Origin of the sequence: Nitrospira lenta, assembly GCF_900403705.1 — a bacterium.
Lineage (GTDB): Bacteria > Nitrospirota > Nitrospiria > Nitrospirales > Nitrospiraceae > Nitrospira_D > Nitrospira_D lenta.
In genome coordinates, this window is the sequence record NZ_OUNR01000016.1 from 140,492 (window position 1) to 157,383 (window position 16,892).

The 16,892-nt window shown below is 58.5% G+C and carries 15 protein-coding genes; all 15 read right to left on the reverse strand.

Annotated elements, in window-relative coordinates:
• Nucleotide 1: 1 nt before the first annotated feature.
• Nucleotides 2-1,663, reverse strand: coding sequence for a putative maltokinase (locus tag NITLEN_RS10420; RefSeq protein WP_121989552.1), 1,662 nt, complete (start codon nt 1,661-1,663; stop codon nt 2-4).
• 19 nt (nt 1,664-1,682) lie between these two features.
• Nucleotides 1,683-3,677 carry an alpha-1,4-glucan--maltose-1-phosphate maltosyltransferase gene (locus NITLEN_RS10425; protein ID WP_121989553.1) on the reverse strand — a complete coding sequence of 665 codons (1,995 nt, stop codon included), beginning with the start codon at nt 3,675-3,677 and terminating at the stop codon, nt 1,683-1,685.
• 35 nt (nt 3,678-3,712) lie between these two features.
• The gene (locus NITLEN_RS10430; protein WP_121989554.1) at nt 3,713-4,411 is read right to left on the reverse strand and encodes a mechanosensitive ion channel family protein; all 699 of its coding nucleotides are present in this window, start codon (nt 4,409-4,411) and stop codon (nt 3,713-3,715) included.
• Nucleotides 4,408-5,688: a glycosyltransferase family protein gene (locus NITLEN_RS10435; RefSeq protein ID WP_146216161.1), complete on the reverse strand. Its 1,281-nt coding sequence runs from the start codon at nt 5,686-5,688 to the stop codon at nt 4,408-4,410. Before NITLEN_RS10435 ends, NITLEN_RS10430 begins: the two co-directional genes overlap by 4 nt.
• A 67-nt stretch (nt 5,689-5,755) precedes the next feature.
• Nucleotides 5,756-6,955, reverse strand: coding sequence for a glycosyltransferase (locus NITLEN_RS10440; protein WP_121989556.1), 1,200 nt, complete (start codon nt 6,953-6,955; stop codon nt 5,756-5,758).
• 30 nt (nt 6,956-6,985) lie between these two features.
• Nucleotides 6,986-8,665 carry a maltose alpha-D-glucosyltransferase gene (gene treS / locus NITLEN_RS10445; protein ID WP_121989557.1) on the reverse strand — a complete coding sequence of 560 codons (1,680 nt, stop codon included), beginning with the start codon at nt 8,663-8,665 and terminating at the stop codon, nt 6,986-6,988.
• 11 nt (nt 8,666-8,676) lie between these two features.
• Complete coding sequence (locus NITLEN_RS10450) at nt 8,677-9,345, reverse strand: DUF5752 family protein (RefSeq protein WP_121989558.1); 669 nt, start codon at nt 9,343-9,345, stop codon at nt 8,677-8,679.
• Between the two features lie 71 nt (nt 9,346-9,416).
• Nucleotides 9,417-10,034, reverse strand: a complete 618-nt coding sequence (locus NITLEN_RS10455) for a YtxH domain-containing protein (protein ID WP_121989559.1) — start codon at nt 10,032-10,034, stop codon at nt 9,417-9,419.
• 2 nt (nt 10,035-10,036) lie between these two features.
• Nucleotides 10,037-12,943: a malto-oligosyltrehalose synthase gene (gene treY, locus NITLEN_RS10460; protein ID WP_121989560.1), complete on the reverse strand. Its 2,907-nt coding sequence runs from the start codon at nt 12,941-12,943 to the stop codon at nt 10,037-10,039.
• 10 nt (nt 12,944-12,953) lie between these two features.
• A complete protein-coding gene (gene glgC, locus NITLEN_RS10465; protein WP_219999437.1) occupies nt 12,954-14,207 on the reverse strand; it encodes a glucose-1-phosphate adenylyltransferase in 1,254 nt (417 codons plus the stop codon).
• Nucleotides 14,208-14,234: 27 nt separating this feature from the next.
• Nucleotides 14,235-14,864 (reverse strand): superoxide dismutase, encoded by a 630-nt coding sequence (locus tag NITLEN_RS10470; RefSeq protein WP_121989561.1) that lies wholly within the window; start codon nt 14,862-14,864, stop codon nt 14,235-14,237.
• Nucleotides 14,861-15,493 (reverse strand): superoxide dismutase, encoded by a 633-nt coding sequence (locus NITLEN_RS10475; RefSeq protein WP_121989562.1) that lies wholly within the window; start codon nt 15,491-15,493, stop codon nt 14,861-14,863. Before NITLEN_RS10475 ends, NITLEN_RS10470 begins: the two co-directional genes overlap by 4 nt.
• Before the next feature lie 131 nt (nt 15,494-15,624).
• Complete coding sequence (locus NITLEN_RS10480; protein ID WP_121989563.1) at nt 15,625-16,293, reverse strand: TetR/AcrR family transcriptional regulator; 669 nt, start codon at nt 16,291-16,293, stop codon at nt 15,625-15,627.
• A gap of 6 nt (nt 16,294-16,299) precedes the next feature.
• The gene (locus tag NITLEN_RS10485) at nt 16,300-16,653 is read right to left on the reverse strand and encodes an isoamylase early set domain-containing protein (protein WP_121989564.1); all 354 of its coding nucleotides are present in this window, start codon (nt 16,651-16,653) and stop codon (nt 16,300-16,302) included.
• A gap of 40 nt (nt 16,654-16,693) precedes the next feature.
• Nucleotides 16,694-16,837, reverse strand: coding sequence for a hypothetical protein (locus NITLEN_RS18125; RefSeq protein ID WP_181416784.1), 144 nt, complete (start codon nt 16,835-16,837; stop codon nt 16,694-16,696).
• Nucleotides 16,838-16,892: the final 55 nt, after the last annotated feature.

Sequence of the window (16,892 nt, forward strand, 5' to 3'; positions counted from 1 at the left end):
GTCACGCCCGTTCCGACCCGGCCATCTCCAACAGATCGACGAGACCGTGCAGCGGAATCTCAACCCAATCAGGCCTATTATTCAGTTCATATCCCAATTCATAGATGGCCTTCTCGACCAAACACACATCAAACAATACGCGCACATCCCGCTCCTCTTTCGGCCAAAATTTCGTGGCGCTCGCGATGCCGAGATAGGCTTTCAGAAATGCGACGCTGGCCCAATCGGACCAAAATTGAGCCCACAGCACACTCTCTCCGGGAATGCCCTGCGCGGCGACGGCAAGGCCGGTCCGCTTTCCCGCAAGAAAGGCGAACGGCGCATAGTGAAACGAGCGGACCATGCCGGCCACGTCCAGCATGGGCGGATGTTTTCTGCGGCGTGAGGCCAAGGACCTGGCCGGCTCTCCTTCAAAATCGATAATCACAAAATCGCTTCCCGTGGATAACACCTGGCCGAGGTGGTAATCGCCGTGGCACCGGATAAGGGAAACGGGCCGTTCGAGATCACGGAACGCGCGGAAGGTTCGGTCCAACGCCGGCTTGAGATCGAACAAGCGCCGCGCCTCGGTTTGTCCCTTTGGGGAAAGCTGCGCAACTCGTTCCTTGAGCAGGGCCATGGTCTGCTCCGCAGAGGCCGCCATCGTGACGTACCGCTCGTGCCGATACGCGCTCGTCAGCCCTTCGGGAGTAAACGCCGGATCGTCCTCAATCTGACTGAGCGCCAGATGCAACTCGGCAGTCCGCCGGCCTAAACATTCGGCCGACTGCACATACCCACCGAGCAGCTCTCGCGCGACGGGAAGATACTCCTCCCGCGCAAGATCAAGGAGCGGACGCCCCCGGCCGGGCGGCGCCGCTTCCCGGTAGAGGTCTCCGGCAGTCCGAACCATAAATTGATCGACCGCATGCAGGCTCTGTTGCCACGCATCCCCGTCATTGCGGATGAATTGCTGCAGCAGCGCCAGCGTCATCGGATCGCCTGAAGTCCGCCGGTATTCAATCGCGCCGGCAATCGGCGGAACGCAGGGAAATCGCACAGCGGTCAAGTGCCGTCCGATTTCAAGGTCGGGGTTCATGCCTTCTTCCAATCGCCGATAGAATTTCAAGATCACCTGCCCGCCGCAGGAGAGAGAGGTGTTGCTCTGCTCGGCCTTCAGGACCGTCGGGTCTTGCGGATACGCGACATCTACAAGCTCACGAAAGGCCTTGGTCGGAGTTGCGGCGGCGGTTCCGGCCGTACCGTGAAACTGCTCCCCCTGCCCGATGGCCTCGAACAGCCTGCGCGAGAGCGCCGGATTCCAGAGCGCATCGTATAGGATGCCCTGCTCTTCCCCGCTGTCTGAACGCACCGTGAGCGGCGCAAGCACCGCCTGGGGAGCGGTCTCTTGAAGACGGATCGCCTCGCTTCCGAACGCCGCCGTCACCGGCATCTGATACGTTTCGGATGTCCCATCGCTGTACTCGACGCGCACCAGCAGGAGCCGCATCGTCGCCGTGCCCGTGGAAACCGCGACGGATTCGACGATGGAGACCGCCTTGATACGGCGGGCTTTGCCGCCGAACCACCGCTTGGTCTTGAGAATGTCCGGCAGCAGCGCCGTCAAGGCCTCGGCGCCGGCGCCTTCGCATAATGATTCCCACTGGTGCATGGCCGTCAACATGGACTGCTCGGTCCTCCTGCTACAGAAAATAGTCAAAATCCTGTTCCGTGCGAACACGCCTGCGAATACGGAAAATATGCGCGGGAGCCGAATGGGGGTTCACCTCAATATAGTTGCGCTCTCCCTGCCACAGGTAATGCGCGTGCGTCAGGAGATCCTCCACTTGGAACGGCTGATCGGCATCGAGCCCTAGGCTCGCAAGATCCAATTCCAGCCATCCGGAATGCACGTGATGGGGACTCAAATTCACCACGACCAGAATGACATTGGATCCGTCTGCCGTGCGCTTGCTGTAGCAGAGCAACTGCTCGTTCGCGATGGCGTGAAAGCGGAGACTCCCATCGCGCTGAAGCGCGGGATTGTCCCGCCGTATCCGATTCACGCAGCCGATGAATTCCTGCAAACTATCCGGCCTATCCAGATCCCATCGCTTGATTTCATACTTTTCAGAATCCGCATATTCTTCGCTTCCGGCTTCGCGAGGCAGATGCTCGCCGAGTTCATACGCCGGACCGTAGATCCCGTAGCTGGCTCCCAGCGTGGCGGCCAGCACCAGCCGAGACATAAAGACGGGGCGTCCGCCATGCTGCAGCTGCTCCGTCAGAATATCCGGCGTATTCGGCCAGAGATTCGGCCGGAGATATTCCCGCACATCCGACTGCGTGAGCTCCGTGAAATATTGCGTGAGCTCTGCCTTCGTCGTGCGCCAGGGGAAATAGTTGTAGGATTGGGAAAAGCCGATTTTAGCCAGACGATTCATCACTTTCGGCCGCGTGAACGCTTCAGCCAGAAACACGACGTCCGGATGCGTGCGCTTCACCTCGCCGATGAGCCATTCCCAAAACGGAAACGGCTTGGTGTGAGGATTGTCCACGCGGAATATTCGAATGCCCTGCTCGATCCAATAATCGACCACCTGCTTCAATTCATCCCACAATGCCCGCCACTGGTCCGTCTCAAACTCCAGCGGGAATATATCCTGATATTTCTTCGGCGGATTCTCCGCATACTGCACCGTGCCATCCGGCCGGATCCGGAACCATTCGCGATGCTCTTTCACATAGGGATGGTCCGGGGAGCACTGAAATGCGATGTCCATCGCGATCTCGATGTCATGGGTGCGGGCCCGTTCCATCAAGCGTCGAAAATCTTTGAGCGTCCCCAACGCCGGATGAATCGCGGTGTGTCCCCCGTCCGGCGAGCCGATCGCCCAGGGACTGCCGTGGTCTTCCGGCCGGCTGGTCGGCGCATTGTTCTTACCCTTCCGATGAGTCTTTCCGATGGGATGGATGGGAGGAAGATAGAGCACGTCAAACCCCATGGAGGCGATGTAGGGCAGCCTCTTCTCACAGTCTTTGAAGGTGCCGTGCACGCCGGGCTTAGTGGAACAGGACCGCGGAAACATTTCATACCAGGTGCTATAGCGGGCTTTCTCGCGATCGACAATGACGGCAAATTCAACCTCGTAAAGGGAGGCCTGGGCTCGATCCGGATGTTTCGCCATTATCCCGGCCAACTCGGCGCTCAGCGCTGCGCGAATACGGTCCGCTTCAGGGGCGTCCGTCGCGCGGAGCTCCTTCACCCATCGAGACAGCGCCTGTTCCACTTCTTTCGGGGCCTGCGTGGCGGCCTTTTCAATCAACTGTGCGCCGATGAGAAGGTCTAGTCGAAGATCTTGGTTCGCGTCGCGTTTCTTAATCAGATCCCGGCGCCAGGTGAGAAAGTGATCGACCCATCCCGTGACGGTGTAGCGATACTGCCCGATGTTCGAGAGAGGGAATGCCGCGCGCCACCGGTCGTTTCCGATGGCCTCCATCGGGATCTCGGTCCATTGCGGAACCGACTCAGCCCGGTAGCGGAGAGCCACGGCGAGCGCATCGTGTCCGTCGGCGAACACGTCGGCCTCCACGATCAGTTCGTCGCCGATCGTCCGTTTAATGGGAAAGCGGCCTCCGTCTACCGCAGGCCGCACGCCCTCAATGATCACCCGTTGTCTGCCGCGGTCATCACGCATGCTATCCCTCTCCTCTGTCAGCGCCTATCAGGGCTCTAGATATGCGACACCTCGTCATCGTCATGCTTCCGGCGGAATCGCCGTTCCAGCGCATCCTTCGCGATCGTGCGTCCACCCATTCCCAACGCGAGGGCTAATGCCAGAACGGCCCCGCCGAAGATAATGGAGAACGCCGCGACCACGATTTCCTTGGCGATTCCCAATTGGGTCAACACCATGGCCGCCGTAAAGGTGAGAATCCCCCAGCGAATGAGATTGGCGATCAGCCGGGCCTCTTGAATCTGGGCATTCACCGCCGCAATCAAGGCCGCTTCGCTGCTGAAATTGGCCAGCAGCGCTCCGAGCAGGGCGACCAGCATCGCCGCCAGCACATGCGGCAAAAATCCCAGAATGATACTCATCAGATTCGCCGTCGCCGGCAGATCCAAGGCATCGATTCCCATAAACGCAAAGAGCAGGAACACCGTCCAAAACGAGAACCGGCCGATCATGTGAGAGATCGGCTGTTTCATGCCCGCCTTTCCCAAGGCGGGAGTGAGCCCCAGCCGCTCGCACAAGGGGTCGAAGCGAAACGCTTTCAGAATGCGCAGGAGCAGAAACTTGACGAGCCAACCCACGGCCAGGCCGATAAGCAGAAAGGTCAGCAGCGCCATGAGTTTCGGCAAGAAGAGCGCAACGCGTTTCATCGTTTCTCGAAAGGCTTCTACCATTGCCTCTTGCCATAGTTCATTCATTGGAACCTCCATCGCCCGACTAAGTAGGGCTTCATGCTTTCGAACGACTCGCACACCCGCTCACCCGCACGGTCGGCATCACCCGGCTCTCCATCCTTCGTTTCAAGGACCAGCGACGCGGTGCGCCCCAGGTACAACGGAGTCAACGACTTCAGCAGGTGCTCTCGATGAATCACTTTTTCGTGATACGCAATCGCGAAGTCGTAGACGGTCTGGGTCCAGAGCGGGATGGGAAACCGGAACTCTTCTTCATCCTCCAGCCCCAAAGTGAGAATCCCGGCCAGCGTGTCGGGGGCCAAGATCGATTCCCAGATCGGCAGCAGATCGCGCAGCCCTTGGCGGAACCCCTTCACCATCCGTTCGACGTTGATCGCGACAGACGCGTCCCCCGGACCGTACGGCGCGCCGACCGCCGGAACGGCGCTCGACTCCTTCCGCTGTTCCCACACCTCCTGATACTGCTCCATATAATGGTAGGCGGCTCCCACCGCTTGAGCCAGGATGAACGACACATCCTGTCCGCTTGCCTTGGAATCCTGCACTTTAGCCCCGAGAAAGGCCTGCCACACGTGGAACCCTTCGGCCACGGCGACCGTCGTCAACCAATTATCGATGCCGTATTTAGCCGTCTCGCCTTCCCAGAGATCCTTCGCGAGGCAGCGATTCGTCAATCGTGCGGAAAATCCGTACCCGCCGCCGCTCTGGCAGGCCACTCGTTTCCCATAGAGCGCCCGAGTCAATGGTGCAATGAGACTGTTGGTCAAACTCCCCTCATACCGCTGGCGCCGGAAGACCGGCGCGACAAAATCCGCCCCTTGCTCCAATACCGGCTGCGCCAACCGTTCGATCCATTCAGGGGTGACCGAGCGAAGCTGGGCATCCATGACCACGCAGGCCTTCGCCTCCACCTTCTCGGCGATCGTAAAGAAAGCGCGAAATGCCGCCTCCCGCTTCGCCACTCCGGACTCCGACAGCCGATCCAAGGCAGCCGGCTGTGCCGACAGTCCTCCCGTGAGGTACTGAACCGACACAACGGGCACCGCGCTCCCTACGGCGCGTTTAATGATGTCCGGGGTGCCATCCTGCGATCCGGCATCGGCATTGACGACCACCACCGAGACCTGGGGAAGAAAGGCCGCGAGTCCTGCCATGACCGACTTCACCACCAGCTCAACGGTCGAGCCATGATTGAAGGTCGGCAGACCGACAAGGAGATCCGCCTTGCGGAGATCGGGACATTGCGCCTGAACCTGCTCCCACGCTGTCATGTGCGTCACCGCGTCCCTTCTCTCGGACCATTCGTGTGAGACATCCGGTCTCCCAATCCCACCTGTGCTCCCTCGCTCACTGCTTCGCAAATAATTTCAGCAGCGTCAGGTAATCGCTCAAATGACGCGTGATGAGAAAATTTCTCCGGACATGCTCCCGCGCCGCCCCGCCCATGCGCTGAATGAGGCCGGGATTATTCAAGAGATATCGGGCTCTGAAGGCGACCCCTTCGACGGAATAGACGGTGTACCCGGTGACTCCGTCCACGATCTGGGCGGCAATCCCGCCGGCCGTACTTCCGATCACCGGCTTCCCCTTCCACATCGATTCAGACACGGCGACGCCAAAACCCTCCTTGATGGATTTCTGAATGACGATGGTCGCGGCCCGCTGAAGCGCATTGAGTTCAAGGTCGGCCTCGGGCGGCAGCTGGAGCACATGAATATCCGAATCCTTTCCAGCCGCTTCCTGCACCTCGGCTAAAACCGCTTCCCCTTCCTGATCGTGCATGACCCCGGACCCGGCAATGATCAACCGGCAGCGATGATATTTCTTAATCATGCGATAGGCCTTGATGGCACCCAGGGGATCGTTGAATCGTTCGAAGCGGCCCATTTGCAGCAAGATCGGTTTGTCTCTGGGGATACCCAGCCGCACAAGGACCTCATTCACTTCTGCCCGGGACAACTCCAGATTTTTTTGGCTTAACGGATCAATCGATGGGTGTATCAAGAACTTGGGGATCGACAGCCGATGGGCGAACCCCGGCATGGAAAAAATCGCGGCATCGTACCGGACGATGAACCGGCGAAGAAAGCTCCAGCTCTGCTGGTGAGGTTTGGCCAAATCGAGATGGCAGCGCCAAATCCAGTTGCCCCCCGACTTCTGCTCAATCAGCGCCGCCGGCTGAAGATCGTGGATCATGACGAGGTCCGCGTCCAGCTTGAGCGTCTGTGCGTTGCGCTGGTTGATCTTGAGATAGGCCTGCTCCATCGCCTCGGTCAGATCTTCTTTTCGCCCCTGCAGCCCGTTCGCCAATCGTTTCGTGATATCGAAAAATTCCTGATCGCCCGCGATGACGTCCCATCGTGCGGCGACCCCTAGGGCTTTCATCATCGGCACCAACCGGCGGAGAATTTCCGCGATCCCGCCGCCGTACCGGACGGAATTGACGTGCAGAAAGCTTCGCCCCGCCACGAGGGCGCTCAACCGGTAGAGGAATTCGACTGTGCCTTTCGGCGCGAAGTCTCGATACTCGTCCAGTTCCTGAACCATCCGTGATGCCTCCCGATTGTGCGCACTGCGCTAAATGAGACTGTCTTCGATCCCGTAGGAACGGTCCTGCCCCGCCGCCTGGTGCAGCCGAAACCAGTAGAACCCGTAGGGGGCGACGCTCAACACGTAGGGCTGCGTTCCCACCTGGGGGAATCTCGAATCTCCGAATAATTCGATGGGGACTGCGCCTTGATATTTGCCCAAGTCCAATTCGACGGCCTGAGCCGATCCGGCCAGATTGTGCACGAGCAGCAACGTCTCCCCGCCGTACTCCCGCAAGTAGGCCAGCACTTTGTCGTTTCGCGGGCGCAAAAACTCCACGGTCCCGCGGCCGAAGGCCGGATGTTGCTTGCGCACGCAGATCATCCGTTTCATCCAGTGCAGAAGGGAATGGGGTGATTGCCGTTGGGCCTCCACGTTGATGGCCTGATATCCGTACACGGAATCGGAAATGGACGGCAGATACAGTTTCGACGGATCGGCCTTGGAGAATCCCCCGTTGCGGTCGTCGGTCCATTGCATCGGTGTGCGCACGCCGTTGCGGTCTCCGAGATGAACATTGTCTCCCATCCCGATTTCATCGCCGTAATAGACGATGGGGCTGCCGGGGAGCGTAAAGACCAGGCTATTGAGCAGTTCGATTTTCCGGCGATCGTTTTCCAACAAGGGCGCCAGCCGTCTGGCGATCCCGATATTGCGCCGCATCTGGGGATCGCGCGCGTACGCGTAGTACATATAGTCCCGCTCTTCTCCGGAACACATTTCGAGCGTCAGCTCGTCATGGTTGCGCAAAAAGAGGCACCACTGGCAATTCTCCGGGATCGCCGGAGTGTGCGTGAACATGTCCACAATGGGGTGCCAATCTTCGCTACCCACGCCCATGAACAGCCGCGGCATCAGCGGGAAATGAAACGCCATGTGGAACTCGTCGCCATCGCCGAAGTAGGGACGGACGTCCGCGGGCCACTGATTGGCTTCAGCCAGCAGCACACGCCCCTGATACGACTCGTCGATGCGTTTGCGGACTTCTTTCAGATAGGTGTGGGTCTCCGGAAGGTTCTCGCAGATCGTCCCCTCTTGCTCGAATAAATAGGGCACGGCATCGCAACGGAATCCATCGAGCCCCTGCTCCAGCCAAAAGGACATGACGTCCAGCATGGCTTTGCGCAACTCCGGATTCTCATAGTTCAAATCCGGCTGGTGGCTGAAAAACCGATGCCAGTAATAGGCCTTCGCGACCGGATCCCACGTCCAGTTGGACTTCTCCGTGTCGATAAAGATGATCCGTGCCTTGTCATACTTCTTGTCGCTGTCGCTCCACACATAGTAGTCCCGCTTGGGAGACTGCGGAGAACTCCGCGCGTCTTGAAACCAGGCATGCTGATCCGACGTGTGATTCAGCACCAGATCCGCAATCACCCGCATGCCTCTGCGGTGCGCTTCGTCGAGGAACGTCCTGAACTCGTCCATCGTCCCGTAGTCGGGAAAGATGTTACGGTAGTCGGCGACATCGTAGCCGTCGTCTCTCAACGGAGACGGGAAAAACGGCAGCAACCACAGGCAATTGACGCCGAGCCATTCCAGGTAATCCAGCTTCTGGATTAACCCTTGGAAATCTCCGATGCCGTCGGCATTGCCGTCAGAGAACGCTTTGACATGCAGTTCGTAAAACACCGCATCTTTGAACCACAAGGGATCGGTCGTCGGCACGATGCTCCTCCTTACCGTTCAGGCTCGCGGACCAGAAACTCATCGCACAGCGTCAGCATCGCCGACCGAAGCCGTTCGAGACTGCCCAAGTAGGGATTGATGGCGCGGAACTTCTCGGCCAGATCCGGCATTCCCAGACTCTGATCAATCCACGCAGAGAAATCGCTCTCTTTGCGCTTGAGGCGATGCCGGGCCTCGAACACATGAAAATAGATCGCACTCACTTCCACCTCACTCACGGCATTCCGGAACTCCCGAAGCGTCCGCACTTCTAGTCCCGTGGGAACTTCGAGGTGTCGGGACTGGTTGAAGTGAAACGGTTTGCCGAACATGACGCGCGGCACGATCGGCGTGCTGGACAGGTGATCGTCGATGATGGCGATCAGCTCCGTACGTAGGGCTTCGAGACCGTTCAATTCGAACGGATCGACGACCGCCAGCCGTTCTCCCAATACGTGATCCCGAACCTCCATCGCCACCCACTGGGCAAAGTCGTTCGGATACACTCGCTCCACATAGCTGTGCCGGAGAAAATAGCTGTGCGTATGGTAATAGATCGAATCGAGCGGAACCGTCTCCAACAGCTCGACCAGCCGCCGCTCATCCTCGGCTTCTTCACCGAGGATTTCCCGCAGCTCACTGCACCCGATAAATTGAAACGCGGTGTCTGTCTGTTTCACGATGCGTATGTCCTCATGGTGATGGGTCGCCTCATGTCGCTTGACTCGTCCTCACCGATCCCGCCGATGTATCAGGACGCCCCGCCACCCGGAGCGGCATCTTTGGCGATCGCGTCTTTTGTCACCTGAGCGGCCTCCTTGATCCGAGCCGCGGTCTTTTTCATTGCGCCGCGCGCGCTTTCGGCCACGGATTTCCACGAATCCTCAGTCTCGGTCACAATCTCATCGAGTTCCTGCCTGGCCGTCTCGGCTCCCCGCCTCAAGCGCTGTCGAACCGACGGTCCTGACACCGGAGTCGTCAGTAACACCGCCACGGCGCCGGCCAACGCGCCGAGTCCGAACGCTGCCAATACCACTGCGGCCCCCATCCCGCCGCCACTCTCTTCATCGTGCCCACGCCGCCGATTGTCTTGTCCCGTTTCCATCGATAGGCTCCTTTCCGCCGTTGTCTCGGTGCAGCGTTCTGCGGATGAACGCCCCGACTTCCCGTTCACCGTTGTCCTTGCGGCGAGGGCGCTGAGCCCTCCGACGACAGCGCCGGCCAGCAGTGGAACAAGCCCGACTGCCGCCGACCTCCATCTGATCGCGCGCGACCCGCTCACTCTATCGCCGTCGACATAGGCCTCTCCGCCTGGCCACCATGTCGGCGCTCCCTTCTCTGACTCGCTCACATCAATCAACCGCACCATGGTCAGGCCACTTTCTCCAGACAGGCGACCGGATAGTGAGCAAAGATCTCTCCGACGGACAACACCTGTTTATTCCCGCGTAACACCGTTTTGACCACCTCTCCGGTCAGAATATTGCGAAACCTGACGCCCTCCTGCCCGACCGGGACGACGAGCCAGGTGTCACGCCAGACGGCTTCGCCGAACGGCGGCGTCTGCGCATCCGGCACGACCGCGGTGATCAACCGGGGGACAATCGCGAGCACCATCTCCTCACCCTGACAGCGGGCAAACGCGAAGAGATGATCGGCATGCTCTCCTCCGGCGGCCAGCGGTACATAGCGGCCGTGCGCAAACAACTCACGATGCGCACGCCGAAAACGCAGGAGGTCAGCGGACAGAAATAATTTAATCCTGCCGTCCTGCCGTCGCGCGAAGAGGTCCTGTGCCCGCGCAAGGCGATCGGCGTCGGCGGACGACGCACGAGTCCATTCGGTCAGGCAGCGAACCCTGGTGGAAAAATCAACGGGCCGCCGGTTGTCCGGATCCACCAGACTGAAGTCCCACAGCTCAGTCCCCTGATACACATCGGGCACACCCGGCGCCACCATCTTGAGGAGGGTCTGTGACAAGGAGTTGTAAAGGCCGTATTGAGCCACCTGTTGTTGAAATGGAAGGAAGTCATCCAGAAATTCGTTCGGAATCGATCGATCCAACGACTTGGCGATAAAGGCTCTAATGCCCTCCTCGTACTCCGCATTGGGACTGACCCAGCTCGTGTGCTCCTTCGCCTCTTTGACGGCCTTATTCATGTACGCCTGGATGCGCTCGACAAAGCAGGCATACTCCGGTTCATCCAGCGGCGCCAACGGCCACACGCCGATCACGGTCTGATACAGCAGATACTCTTCGTTGCAGCCGGGAATCGTGTCGCCTCCGACGTGTGTTTTGTGGCAACGGTTGATCTTGACCCAGCGCAGCACATGTTCTTTCCATTGCTTGGGGATCTCTGACAGCACATTGAGCCGCGCGCGAACGTCTTCGCTTCGTTTCGTATCGTGGGTCGAGGTGGCCGAAAGCGACGTCGAGCGAAGCTCCTGCCGGGATTCCCATTGGTGATGGACGAGCGAGGGGGCGATACCGAATTGTTCGGGGCTGGATCCGACTTCATTGAGAGACACAAACCTGTGATAGCGATAGAAGGCCGTATCCTCCACGCTCTTGGCCGTCACGGGGCTGGTCGTTTGCTGGAAGCGCGTCACAAACTTCAACCGTTCGTCGCAATCCGATTCGGCATGGTTGGAGGATTGCAACAAGAGATCGCGCACGAAATTAAAGACCAGTCCGCTCACCGCAGGGTTCCGGCGTTTGGCATGCGCCACGGCTTGCCAGATGAACACGCGATCCCGGTCAAGAATGCCGTCGGTGTCGCCGGTCGTATAGGTGCGATAGACGGGGAAGCAGGCAATAATCTCCTGAATCGCGTAGGTCAAACTATTGAGCGTGAAGTCCCGTGACCGCCGGTCCCGTTCAGACAACCGGTCCAATTGATGGCCCAGCACAGCGAGTTCACTGGCCATCGACACCTGCATGATGAGCTGCTTGCACCGGTAGACGAGTTCTTCAAATGATTCCACCCTTCTGGACATTCGCCTGTACAGGGCATCGAACGCCCGCTCATTCGCGCGATCCACGAACAGCGCGTTCAGCCAGCCGAGAAAGTCGTAGCCTGTGGTACCGAAGACCGGCCAATTCGCCGGCAGCTGCTCATTGACGCCGAGAATCTTTTCGACTACCACATAGAGCGGGCGCTCCGTCACATCCGATGCGACGGTCAGTTCCTTCTTGGCCCACGACTGCAGTTTATTCAGATAGTCGGCCGGATCGTAGAGCCCGTCCACATGATCGATGCGCAGGCCCGTGACCGACCCTTCCTTAAGGAGGCGAAACAAGAGTTTGTGAGTCTCCTCAAACACCGTGGGATCTTCCATACGAATTGCGGCCAACTCGTTGATGTCGAAGAAGCGGCGATAATTGATCTCCTCCGCCGCAACCCGCCAATACGCCAGCCGGTACGCCTGATCGTTCAGGACTTGATCCAGCAGATCAAAGCTTCGAGGCTGACCTTTTGTGCCGTTGACGATCCGGACATTCTCATGGAGAAACGTTCGCACCGTCGCGCTGCTCTCAACCAGCGTGGCCAGGCGGCGCTTGATAATTTCCTTTTCACGATAGCGCTCCGCCACCAGCGCCGGCTCTCGGTCCTGCCGAGTGGGCAAATGCCGCAATGCCGTGATGATACTTTCCAATTCCATGACATGCGGACTGTGTGGACCCGTTTCACGGATCAGCGAATCCAGCCGATGCAAGAGAATGAGGGCGGACGGTTTCGGGGCCACCGGGAGAGAATGGTCATAGTATCGGATTAAAAACCGTCCATCCTCGTAGACCAGTTGCAGTTCCTGATTTTCCAACACCAGGCCATACTGATCCCCGAGGATCGGCAAGAGCACCTTGTCCTGCAATTCAGACTTGAGCGGATCCCAATCGATATCGAAAAACGACGCATACGGAGAACTCGGACCGTTTTCCAGCACGTCCTGCCACCAGCGATTGAGCTGCCGCGTGATCCCCATGTGATTGGGCACCACATCCATCAGCTGGCCCATGTCGTGCCGCTGCAACGCATCCACCATCACGCGGTAGTCTTCCTCCGTTCCAATGTCCGCATTCAACCGGGTGGGATCGACGATGTCATAGCCGTGCGAACTGCCCGGCACGGCCGTGAAATAGGGCGAACAATAGAGATCCGTAATCCCCAGGTCGTGCAGGTACGGGACGATCGCCGCCACATCGCGGAACGTGAAGGTCCGGTTGAGTTGGATCCGGTAGGTTGAAACGGGAATTCTTGGGTGAACGGTTTGGTGCATGCGCTCCCTGTTATGAAGAGATTCGGATATTGGATGCGCTCTTGCCGAGGGTCTGGCCACGGGGCAGCACGACCAGGCCTGATTTCGTTGTCTTGTAGTGTTTCCGATCCGCTTCGAGTGATATGCCGATGTGCGTCGATTGCGGAATCACGTTATAGCGGTCGGCAATCACTCGGCGGAGGCGGGCATTGGCCCCGATCCTCGCGCCGTCCAGAATGACACATTCTTCAATCTCGACTCCGTGCTCGATATGGACATTGCGGCCGATCACCGAGCGGGAAATCTTCGCATCGGTCACCAGGCTCCCCTGCCCCACCATAGAGTCTTCGATCATCGCTCGGGCAAAACTGGCTGTCGGGCCATCGAACGTGTCCGAGAGAATCGGCCAGGCCTCATTGCGAAGATCGAGCACCGGCGCAGCCCCGAGCATATCCATATGCGCCTGCCAATAGGCGTCCAGCGTCCCGACATCGCGCCAGTACCCTGGTTCCTCATACGGCTTGATCCCCGGCACGCTGTTGTCGCAAAAATTGTAGGCCATCACGCGATGGCTTGAGATCAAGCGAGGAATAATGTCTCGGCCAAAATCATGCGACCCCGGTTTCGAGGCGTCCTCCTCCAAGACGGTGGCAAGCAACTCGCGGTTAAAAATGTAATTCCCCATCGAGGAGAACGCATGCCGGGGATCCTGCACCATGGGTTTCGGCTGCTTGGGTTTCTCTTCAAAACCCGTGACACGCCCGTCATGGTCAGTCTCGATGATTCCAAACCCCGTGGCCGCCTGCAGCGGCACCGGCAACGCCGCCACGGTGACGTCGGCCTGTTGCTCTTGGTGAAAGCGGACCATCTGGTTAATGTCCATGCGATAGATATGGTCGGCCCCAAACACCGCGACCAGATCCGGCGCGAAATCATGAATCAGATTCAGATTGTGATAGACCGCATCGGCGGTCCCTTCATACCACCCGCCCCGCGCCTTCATTTGCGGAGGGACGACGGTGATGAAATGCTGTTTGATGCGCCCGCCGATCCGCCAGGCTCGGCGCAAGTGTTCGATCAACGATTGAGAGCGGTACTGCACCAGCACATAGATCGACATGATCCCGGAGTTCAAGAAGTTACTCAGGACAAAATCCGCAATACGATACTTTCCGCCGAACGGCACGGCCGGCTTACTCCGCTGCTCGGTCAACGGCATGAGCCGCTCGCCCTTGCCTCCGGCCATAATGATGGCCAGCACGCGATTGCCTGGTGTGCTCGTCACGACCTGGTTACTCCTTTGGGCCGCACATTACGCCGCATCCCTGCCCGCGATAGGAAGCTGAGACTTCAGGCAATCCGACAACCGCTTTTCGACTCGTCCCCAATCGATCACGTTGAAGAAGGCTTCCACATATTCCTGCCGTTTCAGCCGGTAGTCCGGAAGGTAGGCATGCTCGAACATATCCATGACCAACAACGGAAGGGTATCGACCAACAAACCGGTATCGTGCTCATTGAGCCAGACATTGAAAAGTCTCCCGGTCTGCACGTCATAGGACAGGATGACCCAGCCAATCCCACGCATGCCGCCGGTCCCCTTAAACCCCTGTTCCCAGAGGCCATAGCCGTTAAAGTCTTCTTCGATTTTCTTGTAGAGCTGCGATTGCCGGTCCAGCGCCGTGGCTGTGCCGGTGAGGTTCTCGAAATAATACTCATGCAGGCGCATGCCGTTGAACTCCCAGGCGAAGCGCCGTTTCATTTCCGCCCATTCGATCGTCCCGCATTGTCCGACCGTTAATTGCTCACGCATCATTTCGGCGAGGAGGTTCGTGTTGTTGACATAACCCTGATAGAGAGTCAGGTGCGTTGTCACGGACTGCTCACTGAACCCGGGCAAGCGCATCAGATGGTCATACGCTTTCGCATGATATTCTTTCATGAGGCCCTCCTTTTGATCACCGCCGTCGCCGGGCGAGGCGGAGGGAGTGCCGCCTCGAAGCGCCGTTCGACCACCGGCCAGGCAATCGCCCGCATAAAGGCCTGGACATAGGCCGTGCGGTTCATTCCGAATTCCTGCAAGTACGCGTGTTCGAACACATCCATGACCAGCAACGGGGTCGACCCAACGAGAAATCCGGCATCGTGCTCATCCAGCCAGACATTGAACAGGCGACCGGTCTCTGGATCTCGCGTGAGGACCACCCATCCGATCCCGCGCATGCCGCCGACACTCCTGAACCCACGCTCCCAGGTGGAGTAGTCCCCGAATTCTTGCCACACCTTTTCGTAGAGCGGGGATTCTTTCCTGAGTGGAACCGGGCGCTTCGTCAGATTCTCGAAATAGAGTTCATGGAGACGCATGCCGTTGAACTCCCAACCGAAGCGGCGCTTCATCTCCGCATATTCCATCGTGTCGGCTTTTCCAAGCTTCACCAGATGGATCAGGTGCGCGGCCAACTGATTCGTGTTCTTGACGTACCCCTGGTACAGCGCGAGATGGTTTTGCAGCAGCTGATTGCTGAAATCACGCAACCCTTTGAGATCATCAAACTTCTTCACACGGTACATGTCAGCGCGTCCTTCCTGTCCTGCGACTCTATGCGTGTCACCGGCTACCGACTCGCTTCCGCAAGATCGGAGCGTAGGAGCAAGGCCGCCGCATATGAATTGAGGCCGCCGGCTCAAACAGCCCGAAAGGCTTACTTACCCCGCTTCAGAGAGATCGAGCGTCCGCTGCCGCTCTTGATCAAAGCCTTTACACTCTGCTCAATGGCATGAACCAAACTGTCTCGCCGCCGCCGGACGCCTTCAGCGCCCTCGAACAGCACATGATAGGTCAAGAGTCCTGATGTATAGGCTGCAATCGCCGTCGCTAGGTCTCTCGCCGTGCTCGCCTCGGTTCCTTCCACCGCCGGACGCACGGCCTTCGCAAGCCAGCGGAGATGGGCGTCGTACACCTCCAATAAACCCTTCGCCGCATCGACTTGCAGTTGCAACATTCCCCGCACCTGGTGAAACAACAGCAAATAATCGGGATGCCGGAGAAAGAAATCCACGCGCGTGGTAATCGCCGCCGAGAGGATCTTTGCCGGAGATGAGGCCCGGCGCACCGCGGCGTCAGTTTCCGCCGCCAGCTCGCTAAGTCCTTCTTCCAGCAAGACCCGAATGATCGCCTCTTTCGATTCGAAATATTTGTAGAAGGTGCCTTTCCCCAGATCCGCCAATTCCGTAATATCTTCGACCTTGGCCCAATAAATTCCCTTTTCCGAAAAGAGCTGTCGCGCAACTTTGAGCAGGCGGCGATTGGTTTCCACCTTCCGCCTGGCGACTCGGGAAAGTGCGACCTCTTCCTGCGCTGGTATCATCATTCTCCTCTATCCTTTTCTCTCCGGTAACTGCGCAACCGGCGCACCCACCTTCCGAATTGAATTAAACGTCGCGTGGTCGTTATAGATGCGATGCAGATTCAAGGGGTCCTCTTCCCATCGGTCTCCGTTCACAACAAACTTGTACTGATAGGCGCCAGGCTCCAGGCGAACGGTGACTTTCCATAATCCTCCGGCATCGCGCTTGAGCACGCGCGCCGCTGGATTCCACTGATTGAAATCTCCAGCCACGGTGACAATCTTTGCCGCAGGATCGAAGTATTCGAAAACCACAGGCTGTTTGGCCGGCGCGCGCCGCCGGGGCAATCCAGGCGGCGTCTTTTTTCGAACTGGCTGCTTCATGACTCCTCCTTTTGTCGGCCACTGTGCCGTGACACAGACCTCACCCGCCGAGCAAGAACCACATCCCGAATACCGTGAACGCTCCAACCGCCAGTATCAACGCACCCCACACGTAATGTCTGAGGGGAGAGTCATCCCATAACTTCAGCTGCAACAGACTCCGCTTCGGTATCAGAGGACTCATGACGTCGCTCCCCTCCATTGCGGACAATGGAGACATTCGGTCATCGCTCCCAAAC

Excerpts from the sequence above, each read along its gene's own strand:
- NITLEN_RS10470 (WP_121989561.1), bottom strand. The coding sequence starts at position 14,864 with ATGAAAGAATATCATGCGAAAGCGTATGACCATCTGATGCGCTTGCCC.
- treY (WP_121989560.1), bottom strand. The coding sequence starts at position 12,943 with ATGCACCAAACCGTTCACCCAAGAATTCCCGTTTCAACCTACCGGATC.
- NITLEN_RS18125 (WP_181416784.1), bottom strand. The coding sequence starts at position 16,837 with ATGAGTCCTCTGATACCGAAGCGGAGTCTGTTGCAGCTGAAGTTATGG.
- NITLEN_RS10430 (WP_121989554.1), bottom strand. The coding sequence starts at position 4,411 with ATGAATGAACTATGGCAAGAGGCAATGGTAGAAGCCTTTCGAGAAACG.
- NITLEN_RS10425 (WP_121989553.1), bottom strand. The coding sequence starts at position 3,677 with ATGCGTGATGACCGCGGCAGACAACGGGTGATCATTGAGGGCGTGCGG.
- NITLEN_RS10455 (WP_121989559.1), bottom strand. The coding sequence starts at position 10,034 with ATGGTGCGGTTGATTGATGTGAGCGAGTCAGAGAAGGGAGCGCCGACA.
- NITLEN_RS10480 (WP_121989563.1), bottom strand. The coding sequence starts at position 16,293 with ATGATGATACCAGCGCAGGAAGAGGTCGCACTTTCCCGAGTCGCCAGG.
- NITLEN_RS10475 (WP_121989562.1), bottom strand. The coding sequence starts at position 15,493 with ATGTACCGTGTGAAGAAGTTTGATGATCTCAAAGGGTTGCGTGATTTC.
- NITLEN_RS10420 (WP_121989552.1), bottom strand. The coding sequence starts at position 1,663 with ATGTTGACGGCCATGCACCAGTGGGAATCATTATGCGAAGGCGCCGGC.
- NITLEN_RS10440 (WP_121989556.1), bottom strand. The coding sequence starts at position 6,955 with ATGGTTCAGGAACTGGACGAGTATCGAGACTTCGCGCCGAAAGGCACA.
- NITLEN_RS10485 (WP_121989564.1), bottom strand. The coding sequence starts at position 16,653 with ATGAAGCAGCCAGTTCGAAAAAAGACGCCGCCTGGATTGCCCCGGCGG.